10 protein-coding genes are annotated in these 16,209 nt (G+C 45.3%); 9 read left to right on the top strand and 1 reads right to left on the bottom strand.

Translation table 11 applies throughout. From position 1 onward, the window contains the following. Nucleotides 1-13 precede the first annotated feature (13 nt). The 3 genes from ydeO (at nucleotide 14) to HUZ68_RS11325 (ending at nucleotide 4,068) form a co-directional block, all read left to right on the top strand. Nucleotides 14-775: an acid stress response transcriptional regulator YdeO gene (ydeO, locus tag HUZ68_RS11335; protein WP_001556574.1), complete on the top strand. Its 762-nt coding sequence runs from the start codon at nucleotides 14-16 to the stop codon at nucleotides 773-775. A 401-nt stretch (nucleotides 776-1,176) separates the two neighbouring features. Next, complete coding sequence (locus HUZ68_RS11330; RefSeq protein ID WP_001295684.1) at nucleotides 1,177-2,859, top strand: sulfatase-like hydrolase/transferase; 1,683 nt, start codon at nucleotides 1,177-1,179, stop codon at nucleotides 2,857-2,859. Nucleotides 2,860-2,910: 51 nt separating this feature from the next. Then, on the top strand, nucleotides 2,911-4,068 hold the full coding sequence (locus tag HUZ68_RS11325) for an anaerobic sulfatase maturase (protein WP_001295683.1): 1,158 nt from the start codon (nucleotides 2,911-2,913) through the stop codon (nucleotides 4,066-4,068). Here HUZ68_RS11325 and HUZ68_RS11320 read toward each other — a convergent pair. Beyond that, nucleotides 4,034-4,156, bottom strand: a complete 123-nt coding sequence (locus HUZ68_RS11320) for a hypothetical protein (RefSeq protein ID WP_122633168.1) — start codon at nucleotides 4,154-4,156, stop codon at nucleotides 4,034-4,036. The two genes, HUZ68_RS11325 and HUZ68_RS11320, sit on opposite strands and share 35 nt — an antisense overlap. 202 nt (nucleotides 4,157-4,358) lie before the next feature. Here HUZ68_RS11320 and HUZ68_RS11315 point away from each other — a divergent pair, with 202 nt between their 5' ends. The 6 genes from HUZ68_RS11315 (at nucleotide 4,359) to HUZ68_RS11290 (ending at nucleotide 16,197) form a co-directional block, all read left to right on the top strand. Further along, nucleotides 4,359-6,044, top strand: a complete 1,686-nt coding sequence (locus tag HUZ68_RS11315; RefSeq protein WP_151673445.1) for an ABC transporter ATP-binding protein/permease — start codon at nucleotides 4,359-4,361, stop codon at nucleotides 6,042-6,044. A gap of 37 nt (nucleotides 6,045-6,081) precedes the next feature. Then, the gene (locus HUZ68_RS11310; protein WP_151673447.1) at nucleotides 6,082-8,454 is read left to right on the top strand and encodes a TonB-dependent receptor plug domain-containing protein; all 2,373 of its coding nucleotides are present in this window, start codon (nucleotides 6,082-6,084) and stop codon (nucleotides 8,452-8,454) included. A gap of 56 nt (nucleotides 8,455-8,510) precedes the next feature. Beyond that, complete coding sequence (locus tag HUZ68_RS11305) at nucleotides 8,511-11,294, top strand: M16 family metallopeptidase (RefSeq protein ID WP_239594204.1); 2,784 nt, start codon at nucleotides 8,511-8,513, stop codon at nucleotides 11,292-11,294. Nucleotides 11,295-11,655: 361 nt separating this feature from the next. After that, a complete protein-coding gene (gad, locus tag HUZ68_RS11300) occupies nucleotides 11,656-13,056 on the top strand; it encodes a glutamate decarboxylase (protein WP_000358930.1) in 1,401 nt (466 codons plus the stop codon). A 155-nt stretch (nucleotides 13,057-13,211) separates the two neighbouring features. Further along, nucleotides 13,212-14,747 carry an acid resistance gamma-aminobutyrate antiporter GadC gene (gene gadC, locus HUZ68_RS11295; RefSeq protein ID WP_000246018.1) on the top strand — a complete coding sequence of 512 codons (1,536 nt, stop codon included), beginning with the start codon at nucleotides 13,212-13,214 and terminating at the stop codon, nucleotides 14,745-14,747. A gap of 130 nt (nucleotides 14,748-14,877) precedes the next feature. Continuing rightward, nucleotides 14,878-16,197: a family 10 glycosylhydrolase gene (locus HUZ68_RS11290; protein WP_088129698.1), complete on the top strand. Its 1,320-nt coding sequence runs from the start codon at nucleotides 14,878-14,880 to the stop codon at nucleotides 16,195-16,197. The last annotated feature ends 12 nt before the right edge of the window (nucleotides 16,198-16,209 follow it).

The raw sequence follows: 16,209 nt of genomic DNA, 5'->3' as shown, positions 1-16,209 counted from the left end.
TTAAGGAGATAAAATGTCGCTCGTTTGTTCTGTTATATTTATTCATCATGCCTTCAACGCTAACATTTTAGATAAAGATTACGCCTTCTCTGACGGCGAGATCCTGATGGTAGATAACGCTGTTCGTACGCATTTTGAACCTTATGAGCGGCATTTTAAAGAAATCGGATTTAATGAAAATACCATTAAAAAATATCTACAATGCACTAACATCCAGACAGTGACGGTGCCTGTTCCTGCGAAGTTTTTACGTGCTTCAAATGTACCGACTGGATTGCTTAATGAAATGATTGCTTATCTCAACTCGGAAGAACGCAATCATCATAATTTTTCAGAACTTTTGCTTTTTTCTTGCCTGTCTATATTTGCCGCATGCAAAGGTTTCATTACACTATTAACTAACGGTGTGCTATCCGTTTCCGGGAAAGTGAGAAATATTGTCAACATGAAGCTGGCGCACCCATGGAAGCTGAAAGATATTTGTGACTGCCTGTACATCAGTGAAAGCCTGTTGAAGAAAAAACTAAAGCAAGAGCAAACGACATTCTCACAGATTCTATTAGATGCCAGAATGCAGCACGCAAAAAATTTGATACGCGTAGAAGGTTCAGTCAATAAAATTGCCGAACAATGTGGTTATGCCAGTACATCTTATTTTATTTATGCGTTCCGCAAACATTTCGGCAACAGTCCGAAGAGAGTTTCTAAGGAGTATCGTTGTCAAAGGCACACGGGTATGAACACGGGCAACACGATGAATGCTTTAGCTATTTGATTATTTGCTAACGAGTAGTCAACCACACACGCTACGTAAGAATTAAATGGGGCAGCCATTCCCTGCCCCGCGTTGTTTTTAGGCGATATATTTATTGAAATAAATAAGTGACATTCATCACATATTTATGCATTTGCATAACCTGTTGCATGATTATTTATGATCTCAATTCGGCATTTTGTCAGTAAAATACAATAATTTATTAAATATCAATAGATTAGTTGTTTATCGGCGAGAAATTACTTAGTAGAACAGAAAGTAATGTCAACGCTTTATGGACTGTTATTTCCCTTTTTTTAGCTAAATCTGCTATCTCTTTATGTGACTAACTTCACTTACATCCACTTATTTCTCTTCGTAAAATTACTTTGGAATTAAGTACAATAAGAAGAGGAACATTTATGAAGTCTGCATTAAAGAAAAGTGTCGTAAGTACCTCGATATCTTTGATACTGGCATCTGGTATGGCTGCATTTGCTGCTCATGCGGCAGATGATGTAAAGCTGAAAGCAACCAAAACAAACGTTGCTTTCTCAGACTTTACGCCGACAGAATACAGTACCAAAGGAAAGCCAAATATTATCGTACTGACCATGGATGATCTTGGTTATGGACAACTTCCTTTTGATAAGGGATCTTTTGACCCAAAAACAATGGAAAATCGTGAAGTTGTCGATACCTACAAAATAGGGATAGATAAAGCCATTGAAGCTGCACAAAAATCAACGCCGACGCTCCTTTCATTAATGGATGAAGGCGTACGTTTTACTAACGGCTATGTGGCACACGGTGTTTCCGGCCCCTCCCGCGCCGCAATAATGACCGGTCGAGCTCCCGCCCGCTTTGGTGTCTATTCCAATACCGATGCTCAGGATGGTATTCCGCTAACAGAAACTTTCTTGCCTGAATTATTCCAGAATCATGGTTATTACACTGCAGCAGTAGGTAAATGGCACTTGTCAAAAATCAGTAATGTGCCGGTACCGGAAGATAAACAAACACGTGACTATCATGACAACTTCACCACATTTTCTGCGGAAGAATGGCAACCGCAAAACCGTGGCTTTGATTACTTTATGGGATTCCACGCTGCAGGAACGGCATATTACAACTCCCCTTCACTGTTCAAAAATCGTGAACGTGTCCCCGCAAAAGGTTATATCAGCGATCAGTTAACCGATGAGGCAATTGGCGTTGTTGATCGTGCCAAAACACTTGACCAGCCTTTTATGCTTTACCTGGCTTATAATGCTCCGCACCTGCCAAATGATAATCCTGCACCGGATCAATATCAGAAGCAATTTAATACCGGTAGTCAAACGGCAGATAACTACTACGCTTCCGTTTATTCTGTTGATCAGGGTGTAAAACGCATTCTCGAACAACTGAAGAAAAACGGACAGTATGACAATACAATTATTCTCTTTACCTCCGATAATGGTGCGGTTATCGATGGTCCTCTGCCGCTGAACGGGGCGCAAAAAGGCTATAAGAGTCAGACCTATCCTGGCGGTACTCACACCCCAATGTTTATGTGGTGGAAAGGAAAACTTCAACCCGGTAATTATGACAAGCTGATTTCCGCAATGGATTTCTACCCGACAGCTCTTGATGCAGCCGATATCAGCATTCCAAAAGACCTTAAGCTGGATGGCGTTTCCTTGCTGCCCTGGTTGCAAGATAAGAAACAAGGCGAGCCACATAAAAATCTGACCTGGATAACCTCTTATTCTCACTGGTTTGATGAGGAAAATATTCCATTCTGGGATAATTACCACAAATTTGTCCGTCATCAGTCAGACGATTACCCGCATAACCCCAACACTGAGGACTTAAGCCAATTCTCTTATACGGTGAGAAATAACGATTATTCGCTTGTCTATACAGTAGAAAACAATCAGTTAGGTCTATACAAACTGACGGATCTACAGCAAAAAGATAACCTTGCCGCCGCCAATCCGCAGGTCGTTAAAGAGATGCAAGGCGTGGTAAGAGAGTTTATCGACAGCAGCCAGCCACCGCTTAGCGAGGTAAATCAGGAGAAGTTTAACAATATCAAGAAAGCACTAAGCGAAGCGAAATAACTAAACCTTCATGCGGCGGAATTTTCCGCCGCCTTATTGAGCGAGATAGCGATGCACGTTACAGCCAAGCCCTCCAGTTTTCAATGTAATCTCAAATGTGATTACTGTTTTTACCTTGAAAAAGAGTCGCAGTTTACTCATGAAAAATGGATGGATGACAGCACTCTGAAAGAGTTCATCAAACAATATATCGCAGCGTCTGGCAATCAGGTCTATTTTACCTGGCAAGGCGGTGAACCCACTCTGGCTGGCCTGGATTTTTTCCGTAAAGTTATTCACTATCAACAACGCTATGCAGGCCAAAAACGTATTTTTAATGCATTACAAACGAATGGCATTTTATTGAATAATGAATGGTGTGCCTTTCTCAAAGAACATGAGTTTCTGGTTGGTATCTCGATCGATGGACCCCAGGAGCTACATGACCGTTACAGACGCAGTAATTCAGGTAACGGTACTTTTGCAAAAGTGATAGCAGCCATCGAGCGTCTGAAATCATATCAAGTAGAGTTTAATACGTTAACCGTCATTAATAACGTTAATGTCCATTACCCTCTTGAGGTTTATCATTTTTTAAAATCTATCGGCAGTAAACATATGCAATTTATCGAATTACTCGAAACCGGGACGCCGAATATTGATTTCAGTGGTCATAGTGAGAACACATTCCGTATCATTGATTTTTCTGTGCCTCCCACGGCTTATGGCAAGTTTATGTCAACCATTTTTATGCAATGGGTTAAAAACGATGTGGGTGAAATTTTCATCCGTCAGTTTGAAAGCTTTGTCAGCCGTTTTTTGGGGAATGGGCATACCAGTTGTATTTTCCAGGAGTCCTGCAAGGATAATCTGGTTGTTGAAAGTAATGGAGACATTTACGAATGCGACCATTTTGTCTATCCACAGTACAAAATTGGAAACATTAATAAATCTGAACTCAAAACGATGAACAGTGTACAACTGACAGCGCAAAAAAAACGGATTTCAGCGAAATGTCTGAAATGTGCATATAAACCTATCTGCAATGGCGGTTGTCCTAAGCATCGTATTACTAAAGTAAACAATGAGACTGTTTCTTATTTTTGCGAAGGTTATAAAATCCTTTTTTCAACCATGGTACCTTATATGAACGCCATGGTAGAGTTAGCTAAGAACAGAGTACCGCTTTATCACATTATGGATGTTGCAAAACAAATGGAGAATAATTAATAACACGCCCTCTTAGCTCCAGTCTTAGCCTCCGTCTTATGACCTTAACAAAGCACCCGACATAAATTCCTGTCGGGTGTGTCGTCATCATCATCTTCCCTTGCGAAAATCCTGGCATACGTGGTATGCGTCAGGGCATTAGCAATACCCTTGATTATCAATAGCATAACCATAACCACTGAAAATTAAAAATTTCTATATATTTCATATTGTTAAATGATACTTAAATAAATTTCATCAGTAAATCATTGCCATAGATAATCATTGGATGGCACAATCAATTTTCGCTAATGATAACCATTCCCATTACGTTTTGTATGTTGATAGCAAAGTATCTCTGTCTGCTGAAGCCCTTTTGGCTGCGTAAGAATAATAAAACTTCAGTGTTGTTAATCATTATTATCCTCGCCATGATCCTTGGCGTGGTTAAAATTCAGGTCTGGTTAAACGACTGGAATAATGATTTTTTCAATGCGCTAAGCCAGAAAGAAACCGATAAGCTTTGGCAGCTTGTCCTTTGGTTCCCTGCCCTGCTGGGGATCTTTGTATTAATATCCGTAAACAAAACATGGTTAATTAAACTGCTGACTATTCGCTGGCGCGAATGGTTAACAGATTACTACCTTAATCGGTGGTTTGCAGATAAAAACTACTACTTCACGCAGATCTACGGCGAGCATAAAAATACAGATAACCCTGACCAACGTATCGCTGAAGACATTCTCTTACTGATCAGCAAAACGCTCAGTCTTTCATTTGGCTTCATCCAGTCACTTAGCATGCTGATCACCTTCACCGTTATTCTTTGGCAAAGCGCGGGTACGCTCTCATTCACTGTTGGTGGAACAGAATGGAATATCCAGGGGTATATGGTCTATACCGTCGTGCTCATTGTGATCGGTGGAACTTTATTTACCCATAAGGTGGGTAAACGTATTCGTCCGCTTAATGTGGAAAAACAACGTAGCGAAGCGACATTTCGAACAAATCTTGTGCAGCATAATAAGCAGGCTGAACTGATTGCGCTAAGCAATGCTGAGTCTCTACAACGCCAGGAGTTGAGCGACAATTTTCATACCATTAAAGTGAACTGGCATCGTTTAATGAATCGTCAGCGGTGGCTTGATTACTGGCAGAATATTTATTCGCGTTCGCTTAGCGTTCTTCCGTACTTTCTGTTATTGCCGCAGTTTATTAGCGGGCAGATCAATCTGGGCGGACTGATGAAATCGCGCCAGGCATTTATGCTGGTATCGAACAATTTAAGCTGGTTTATTTATAAATATGACGAACTTGCTGAACTGGCTGCGGTTATCGATCGCTTGTATGAGTTCCATCAACTCACTGAACAGCGCCCTACGAATAAGCCTAAAAATTGCCAACATGCGGTACAAGTGGCTGACGCGAGTATTCGTACTCCTGATAATAAGATCATATTAGAGAACCTGAACTTTCATGTTTCGCCAGGCAAATGGCTATTACTGAAAGGTTACTCTGGTGCGGGAAAAACCACACTGCTTAAAACATTATCCCACTGCTGGCCGTGGTTTAAAGGTGATATTTCTTCTCCTGCCGACAGTTGGTATGTGTCACAAACACCGTTAATCAAAACCGGCTTACTGAAAGAGATTATTTGTAAAGCACTTCCTCTGCCCGTAGACGATAAATCGTTGAGCGAAATACTGCATCAGGTTGGTCTGGGGAAATTGGCTGCGCGTATTCATGACCACGATCGCTGGGGAGATATTCTTTCCAGCGGCGAAAAACAACGTATCGCCCTGGCACGATTAATTTTACGACGTCCGAAATGGATATTTCTTGACGAAACTACCTCTCATCTTGAGGAACAAGAGGCTATCCGCTTACTGCGTTTAGTGCGTGAAAAACTACCCACAAGCGGCGTCATTATGGTTACACATCAACCCGGTGTCTGGAACCTGGCCGATGATATTTGTGACATTAGCGCGGTTTTATAAAAACAATAAAAGCCCTGCTGTACGGAGATATAAATAAATGAAGCGAGTTCTTATTCCTGGCGTCATTTTATGTGGCGCTGATGTGGCGCAGGCCGTCGATGACAAAAACATGTACATGCATTTTTTTGAAGAGATGACGGTCTATGCTCCTGTCCCTGTACCCGTAAACGGCAACACGCATTACACCAGTGAAAGCATCGAGCGTTTACCGACCGGGAATGGCAATATCAGCGATCTGCTGAGAACCAACCCTGCGGTACGCATGGATTCAACGCAAAGTACCTCGTTGAACCAGGGAGATATTCGCCCGGAGAAAATCTCTATTCACGGTGCGTCGCCCTACCAGAATGCCTATTTGATTGATGGTATTAGTGCCACTAATAACCTGAACCCAGCGAATGAGTCCGATGCCAGTAGTGCAACCAATATTAGCGGAATGTCACAGGGGTATTATCTTGATGTCAGCTTACTGGACAATGTGACGCTTTATGACAGTTTTGTGCCGGTTGAATTCGGTCGCTTCAATGGCGGGGTAATTGATGCAAAGATCAAACGCTTCAACGCTGATGATAGCAGCGTGAAACTGGGTTACCGCACTACGCGTTCGGACTGGTTAACATCGCATATCGATGAGAATAACAAGAGCGCATTTAATCAAGGTTCTTCAGGAAGTACTTATTACTCTCCAGATTTTAAAAAGAACTTTTATACCTTGTCGTTTAATCAGGAACTCGCTGATAACTTTGGCGTTACCGCCGGTTTATCGCGCCGCCAGTCTGATATCACCCGCGCGGATTATGTTTCGAATGACGGCATTGTCGCCGGTCGGGCACAGTATAAAAACGTTATCGATACTGCATTGAGCAAATTTACCTGGTTTGCCAGCGACCGCTTTACCCACGATTTAACCTTAAAATATACCGGCTCCAGCCGTGATTATAATACCAGCACCTTCCCGCAGTCTGATCGCGAAATGGGTAATAAATCCTATGGTCTGGCATGGGATATGGATACGCAGCTCGCATGGGCCAAACTTCGTACCACCGTTGGTTGGGATCATATTAGTGATTATACCCGTCACGATCATGACACCTGGTACACCGAACTTTCATGTACATATGGTGATATTACAGGGCGTTGCACCCGTGGCGGATTAGGACACATTTCCCAGGCTGTAGATAATTACACCTTCAAAACACGCCTGGACTGGCAAAAATTCGCCGTGGGTAATGTTTCGCATCAACCCTACTTCGGCGCGGAATACATCTATTCCGATGCATGGACTGAACGCCATAACCAGTCTGAATCCTATGTGATTAATGCTGCCGGAAAGAAAACTAACCATACCATTTACCATAAAGGTAAAGGCAGCCTGGGAATTGACAACTACACACTGTATATGGCGGATCGCATTAGCTGGCGTAATGTGTCATTAATGCCCGGCGTGCGGTATGACTATGACAACTATCTGTCAAACCACAATATCTCCCCGCGCTTTATGACGGAATGGGATATTTTTGCTGATCAAACCTCAATGATTACCGCAGGTTATAACCGTTACTATGGTGGGAATATTCTTGATATGGGATTACGTGATATCCGCAATAGCTGGACGGAATCGGTATCAGGCAATAAAACCCTGACGCGTTATCAGGATTTGAAAACGCCTTATAACGATGAACTGGCAATGGGATTGCAGCAGAAAATCGGTAAGAACGTTATTGCGCGTGCAAACTATGTTTACCGTGAAGCGCATGATCAAATCAGCAAAAGCAGTCGTACCGACAGCGCGACTAAAACCACCATTACTGAATATAACAACGATGGCAAAACCAAAACGCATTCGTTCAACCTCAGTTTTGAGCTGGCCGAACCCCTGCATATCCGCCAGGTAGATATTAACCCACAAATTGTCTTTAGCTATATCAAGAGCAAGGGCAACTTGTCGTTAAACAATGGTTATGAGGAGAGCAATACCGGTGATAACCAGGTGGTTTATAACGGTAATCTTGTCTCTTACGATAGCGTTCCAGTGGCAGATTTTAATAACCCATTAAAGATCTCCTTAAACATGGATTTCACGCATCAACCGAGCGGGTTGGTGTGGGCGAATACGCTGGCCTGGCAAGAAGCGCGTAAAGCTCGCATTATCCTGGGTAAGACAAATGCGCAATACATCAGCGAATATTCAGATTACAAGCAGTATGTTGACGAAAAACTGGATAGCAGCCTGACCTGGGACACCCGCTTGTCCTGGACGCCACAATTTCTGAAACAACAAAACCTGACGATCAGTGCCGATATTCTCAATGTACTGGATAGCAAAACCGCTGTTGATACAACGAATACCGGTGTGGCGACCTACGCCAGTGGCCGTACTTTCTGGCTTGATGTCAGCATGAAATTTTAATAGTTCGGATTTTACTTAACCGGGTAAATTCGCCCGGTTTTTGCATGGAGATAATTATGAGAAACCTCTGTTTCTTACTGACGTTAGTGGCAACTCTGTTGCTCCCCTGGCGGCTGATTGCCGCCGCCTTACCGCAGGATGAAAAGTTAATTACCGGACAACTGGACAATGGCTTGCGATATATGATTTATCCGCATGCTCAACCAAAGGAGCAGGTAAATTTATGGCTGCAAATTCATACCGGTTCATTGCAGGAAGAAGACAATGAGCGCGGCGTGGCTCATTTTGTAGAACATATGATGTTTAACGGCACAAAAACATGGCCGGGTAATAAAGTCATCGAAACATTTGAGTCAATGGGCCTGCGTTTTGGTCGCGATGTTAATGCCTATACCAGCTATGACGAAACGGTGTATCAGGTGAGTTTGCCAACTACGCAGAAACAAAATCTGCAACAAGTGATGGCAATCTTCAGTGAATGGAGTAATGCCGCAACCTTTGAAAAACTCGAAGTAGACGCTGAACGTGGCGTAATTACTGAGGAATGGCGTGCCCATCAGGATGCGAAATGGCGCACCTCTCAGGCGCGCCGCCCTTTCTTGCTGGCTAATACCCGTAATTTAGACCGTGAACCTATCGGCCTGATGGATACTGTCGCCACGGTCACACCGGCACAATTGCGCCAATTTTATCAACGCTGGTATCAACCAAATAATATGACCTTTATCGTGGTCGGCGATATCGACAGTAAAGAAGCGCTGGCGCTGATAAAGGATAATTTAAGTAAGCTTCCAGCTAACAAAGCAGCTGAAAATCGCGTCTGGCCGACAAAAGCCGAAAATCACCTGCGCTTTAATATCATTAATGATAAAGAAAACCGGGTGAACGGCATCGCACTCTATTATCGCCTGCCAATGGTACAAGTGAACGATGAGCAAAGCTTTATCGAACAAGCTGAATGGAGCATGTTAGTTCAGCTGTTCAATCAACGTCTGCAGGAACGCATACAGTCGGGCGAGTTGAAGACTATTTCTGGCGGCACTGCGCGCAGCGTTAAAATTGCACCCGATTATCAGTCGCTGTTTTTCCGTGTAAATGCACGAGGCGATAATATGCAGGATGCTGCGAATGCATTAATGGCAGAGTTGGCAACCATTGATCAGCATGGTTTTTCTGCTGAAGAACTCGATGATGTCAAATCTACCCGCCTCACCTGGCTGAAAAATGCGGTTGATCAGCAAGCTGAACGTGATTTACGTATGCTGACCAGTCGCCTGGCATCCAGCTCATTAAATAATACGCCGTTCTTGTCGCCGGAAGAGACATATCAACTTTCGAAACGTCTGTGGCAGCAAATTACCGTGCAAAGTCTGGCGGAAAAATGGCAGCAGTTAAGAAAGAACCAGGACGCATTTTGGGAGCAAATGGTAAACAATGAGCTTGCCGCCAAAAAAGCATTGTCTCCTGCGGCTATCCTGGCGCTGGAAAAAGAGTACGCCAACAAAAAGCTGGCGGCTTACATCTTCCCAGGCAGAAATTTATCGTTAACAGTAGACGCTGACCCACAGGCGGAAATTAGCAGCAAAGAAACGCTGGCTGAGAATCTGACATCATTAACACTTTCCAATGGTGCCAGGGTTATTCTGGCAAAATCCGCGGGTGAAGAGCAAAAGCTACAAATTATTGCCGTATCGAATAAAGGCGATTTAAGTTTCCCTGCGCAGCAAAAATCACTTATCGCGCTGGCAAATAAAGCAGTTAGCGGAAGCGGCGTTGGCGAACTCTCCTCTTCCAGCCTGAAACGCTGGAGTGCGGAAAACTCGGTAACCATGAGCAGTAAAGTCAGTGGCATGAATACGTTGCTCTCCGTTAGCGCGCGGACTAATAACCCTGAACCTGGTTTTCAGTTGATTAACCAGCGAATCACCCATAGCACGATTAACGACAATATTTGGGCATCGCTACAAAATGCTCAAATTCAGGCGTTGAAAACGCTTGACCAGCGTCCAGCGGAGAAATTCGCCCAGCAGATGTATGAGACGCTCTATGCTGATGACCGCACGAAATTACTGCAAGAAAATCAGATTGCACAGTTTACTGCCGCAGATGCGCTGGCTGCCGATCGCCAGTTGTTTTCATCTCCAGCGGATATCACGTTTGTCATTGTCGGTAATGTCGCAGAAGACAAACTCGTGGCGTTAATTACGCGTTACTTAGGATCAATCAAACACTCTGATTCGCCATTAGCCTCAGGTAAACCATTAACTCGCGCGACGGACAACGCATCGGTTACTGTAAAGGAACAAAATGAACCTGTGGCACAGGTTTCACAGTGGAAGCGTTATGATTCCCGGACACCTGTAAATCTGGAGACGCGTATGGCGCTCGATGCTTTTAACGTCGCACTGGCAAAAGATCTACGCGTTAATATTCGTGAACAGGCATCTGGAGCATACAGCGTTTCTTCTCGCCTCTCGGTTGATCCTCAGGCCAAAGATATCAGTCATTTGCTGGCTTTTACTTGTCAACCAGAACGACATGATGAACTGTTAACGTTAGCGAATGAAGTGATGGTTAAGCGTCTGGCTAAAGGGATCAGTGAGCAAGAACTGAATGAATACCAGCAAAACGTTCAGCGCAGCCTCGATATCCAACAGCGTAGCGTTCAACAATTAGCGAACACCATTGTAAATAGTCTTATTCAATATGACGATCCTGCAGCATGGACTGAGCAGGAGCAATTGTTGAAACAAATGACGGTAGAGAATGTTAACACTGCCGTTAAACAATATCTTTCTCATCCGGTAAATACTTATACTGGAGTATTATTGCCAAAATAATAACAGCCCCGTCAACACATCGTTGGCGGGGATTTTAGCAATATTCGCTATTTTTATGTAATAATTTTATAAATGCGTTCAAAATAATAACCAAGTACTAATAGTGATATTTTAAGGTCTGATTTTTACGTGATAATTCAGGAGGCACAGAAAGCGCATAAAAATAACAGCATAAAACACCTTGCCACCACCCAAGAACTCTCTATTGCATTGTTTTTTAATGAAAAAATATTATTCCAACAATATCTCACGATAAATAACATTAGGATTTTGTTATTTAAACACGAGTCCTTTGCACTTGCTTACTTTATCGATAAATCCTACTTTTTTAATGCGATCCAATCATTTTAAGGAGTTTAAAATGGATAAGAAGCAAGTAACGGATTTAAGGTCGGAACTACTCGATTCACGTTTTGGTGCGAAGTCTATTTCCACTATCGCAGAATCAAAACGTTTTCCGCTGCACGAAATGCGCGACGATGTCGCATTTCAGATTATCAATGACGAATTATATCTTGATGGCAACGCTCGTCAGAACCTGGCCACTTTCTGCCAGACCTGGGACGACGAAAACGTCCACAAGTTGATGGATTTATCCATTAACAAAAACTGGATCGACAAAGAAGAATATCCGCAATCCGCAGCCATCGACCTGCGTTGCGTAAATATGGTTGCCGATCTGTGGCATGCGCCTGCGCCGAAAAATGGTCAGGCCGTTGGCACCAACACCATTGGTTCTTCCGAGGCCTGTATGCTCGGCGGGATGGCGATGAAATGGCGTTGGCGCAAGCGTATGGAAGCTGCAGGCAAACCAACGGATAAACCAAACCTGGTGTGCGGTCCGGTGCAAATCTGCTGGCATAAATTCGCCCGCTACTGGGATGTGGAGCTGCGTGAGATCCCTATGCGCCCCGGTCAGTTGTTTATGGACCCGAAACGCATGATTGAAGCCTGCGACGAAAACACCATCGGCGTGGTGCCGACTTTCGGCGTGACCTACACCGGTAACTATGAGTTCCCGCAACCGCTGCACGATGCGCTGGATAAATTCCAGGCCGACACCGGTATCGACATCGACATGCACATCGACGCCGCCAGCGGTGGCTTTCTGGCACCGTTCGTCGCCCCGGATATCGTCTGGGACTTCCGCCTGCCGCGTGTGAAATCGATCAGTGCTTCAGGCCATAAATTCGGTCTGGCTCCGCTGGGCTGCGGCTGGGTTATCTGGCGTGACGAAGAAGCGCTGCCGCAGGAACTGGTGTTCAACGTTGACTACCTGGGTGGCCAGATTGGTACTTTCGCCATCAACTTCTCCCGCCCGGCAGGTCAGGTGATTGCACAGTACTATGAATTCCTGCGCCTTGGTCGTGAAGGCTATACCAAAGTACAGAATGCTTCCTACCAGGTCGCTGCCTATCTGGCGGATGAAATCGCCAAACTGGGGCCGTATGAGTTCATCTGTACGGGTCGTCCGGACGAAGGCATCCCGGCGGTTTGCTTCAAACTGAAAGATGGTGAAGATCCGGGATACACCCTGTACGACCTCTCTGAACGTCTGCGTCTGCGCGGCTGGCAGGTTCCGGCCTTCACTCTCGGCGGTGAAGCCACCGACATCGTGGTGATGCGCATTATGTGTCGTCGCGGCTTCGAAATGGACTTTGCTGAACTGTTGCTGGAAGACTACAAAGCCTCCCTGAAATATCTCAGCGATCACCCGAAACTGCAGGGTATTGCCCAACAGAACAGCTTTAAACATACCTGATAACGTTTAACGGTAACGGTGTCCCGAAACGAACCCGTTTCGGGACAATTTCCAAAGTCTGTTCACTGGCATTAGCAACGGAAAATATTGTTCTGAATACGCTTCAGAACAAAACAGGTGCGGTTCCGACAGGAATACCGTTTTAGGGGGATAATATGGCTACATCAGTACAGACAGGTAAAGCTAAGCAGCTCACATTACTCGGCTTTTTTGCCATAACGGCATCGATGGTAATGGCTGTTTATGAATACCCTACCTTCGCAACATCGGGCTTTTCATTAGTCTTCTTCCTGCTATTAGGCGGGATTTTATGGTTTATTCCCGTGGGACTTTGTGCTGCGGAAATGGCCACCGTCGACGGCTGGGAAGAAGGTGGTGTCTTCGCCTGGGTATCAAATACTCTGGGGCCGAGATGGGGATTTGCAGCGATCTCATTTGGCTATCTGCAAATCGCCATTGGTTTTATTCCGATGCTCTATTTCGTGTTAGGGGCACTCTCCTACATTCTGAAATGGCCAGCGCTGAATGAAGACCCCATTACCAAAACTATTGCAGCACTCATCATTCTTTGGGCGCTGGCATTAACGCAGTTTGGTGGCACGAAATACACGGCGCGAATTGCTAAAGTTGGCTTCTTCGCCGGTATCCTGTTACCTGCATTTATTTTGATTGCATTAGCGGCTATTTATCTGCACTCCGGTGCCCCCGTTGCTATCGAAATGGATTCGAAGACCTTCTTCCCTGACTTCTCTAAAGTGGGCACCCTGGTTGTATTTGTTGCCTTCATTTTGAGTTATATGGGCGTAGAAGCATCCGCAACCCACGTCAATGAAATGAGCAACCCAGGGCGCGACTATCCACTGGCTATGTTACTGCTGATGGTGGCGGCAATCTGCTTAAGCTCTGTTGGTGGTTTGTCTATTGCGATGGTCATTCCGGGTAATGAAATCAACCTCTCCGCAGGGGTAATGCAAACCTTTACCGTTCTGATGTCTCATGTGGCACCGGAAATTGAGTGGACGGTTCGCGTGATCTCCGCACTGCTGTTGCTGGGTGTTCTGGCGGAAATCGCCTCCTGGATTGTTGGTCCTTCTCGCGGGATGTATGTCACAGCGCAGAAAAACCTGCTGCCAGCGGCATTCGCTAAAATGAACAAAAATGGCGTACCGGTAACGCTGGTCATTTCGCAGCTGGTGATTACTTCTATCGCGTTGATCATCCTCACCAATACCGGTGGCGGTAACAACATGTCCTTCCTGATCGCACTGGCGCTGACGGTGGTGATTTATCTGTGTGCTTATTTCATGCTGTTTATTGGCTACATTGTGTTGGTTCTTAAACATCCTGACTTAAAACGCACATTTAATATCCCTGGTGGTAAAGGGGTGAAACTGGTCGTGGCTATTGTCGGTCTGCTGACTTCAATTATGGCGTTTATTGTTTCCTTCCTGCCGCCGGATAATATCCAGGGTGACTCTACCGATATGTATGTTGAATTACTGGTCGTTAGTTTCCTGGTGGTACTTGCCCTGCCCTTTATTCTCTATGCTGTTCATGATCGTAAAGGCAAAGCGAATACCGGCGTCACTCTGGAGCCAATCAACAGTAAGAACGCACCAAAAGGTCACTTCTTCCTGCACCCGCGTGCACGTTCACCACACTATATTGTGATGAATGACAAGAAACACTAACCATGTCTGAATGGTTATAAGATAAGGGAGCGATAATTCATCGCTCCCTTTTTCGTGCTTGCTGTCGTATTGACTTAACCGGGATAAGTACGAGAATGAGCGCACATCTGTTTACCGGAAACCAGCACATATGGATATCTGCTCCCGAAACGAGAAATTAGCGATTAGAAGACCAGCGATACTGGTTGCACTGGCACTTTTACTGTGTAGTTGTAAAAGCACGCCTCCAGAGTCCATGGTGACACCACCAGCAGGTTCAAATCCACCAGCCACGACGCAACAATCGTCACAACCGATGCGTGGCATCTGGCTGGCCACGGTGTCTCGCCTCGACTGGCCACCGGTTTCCTCGGTTAACATTAGTAACCCCACCAGCCGGGCCCGTGTACAACAACAGGCGATGATCGACAAACTGGATCATCTGCAACGTCTCGGTATAAACACGGTCTTTTTCCAGGTCAAGCCGGACGGTACCGCCCTGTGGCCTTCAAAAATTTTGCCATGGTCCGATCTTATGACCGGTAAGATTGGTGAAAATCCGGGTTACGATCCGCTGCAATTTATGCTCGACGAAGCCCACAAGCGTGGGATGAAAGTACACGCCTGGTTTAACCCCTATCGCGTATCGGTTAATACGAAGCCCGGTACTGTCAGGGAACTGAATAGCACTCTGTCTCAACAACCGGCGAGCGTCTATGTGCAACACCGTGACTGGATCAGAACGTCTGGCGATCGCTTTGTCCTCGACCCGGGCATCCCTGAGGTTCAGGACTGGATCACATCAATAGTCGCAGAAGTGGTTTCCCGCTATCCGGTAGATGGCGTGCAGTTTGACGACTATTTCTATACTGAGTCACCGGGTTCACGGCTAAATGATAACGAAACGTACCGTAAATACGGAGGCGCATTTGCGTCAAAAGCAGACTGGCGGCGCAACAATACTCAGCAGTTAATTGCAAAAGTATCGCACACCATTAAAAGCATTAAGCCGGGAGTCGAATTTGGTGTTAGCCCGGCAGGCGTGTGGCGTAACCGATCACACGATCCGCTCGGCTCCGATACCCGAGGCGCGGCAGCCTATGACGAATCCTACGCTGACACTCGTCGATGGGTGGAACAAGGATTGCTGGATTACATTGCTCCCCAAATTTACTGGCCGTTCTCACGGAGTGCCGCGCGTTATGACGTGTTGGCAAAATGGTGGGCGGATGTCGTTAAACCGACCAGGACCCGCCTGTATATCGGTATCGCCTTCTATAAAGTGGGTGAACCTTCAAAGATAGAGCCAGACTGGATGATTAACGGCGGCGTACCGGAACTGAAAAAGCAGCTCGATCTTAACGATGCGGTACCAGAAATTAGCGGCACCATCTTGTTCCGTGAGGACTATCTGAATAAACCGCAGACTCAACAAGCGGTCAGCTATCTGCAAAGTCGTTGGGGCAGTTAAACTCCCATTCTT

The organism is Shigella dysenteriae, assembly GCF_022354085.1.
In the GTDB taxonomy this organism is placed as follows: Bacteria; Pseudomonadota; Gammaproteobacteria; order Enterobacterales; family Enterobacteriaceae; genus Escherichia; species Escherichia coli.
This window is presented reverse-complemented; position numbering and strand designations above follow the sequence as displayed.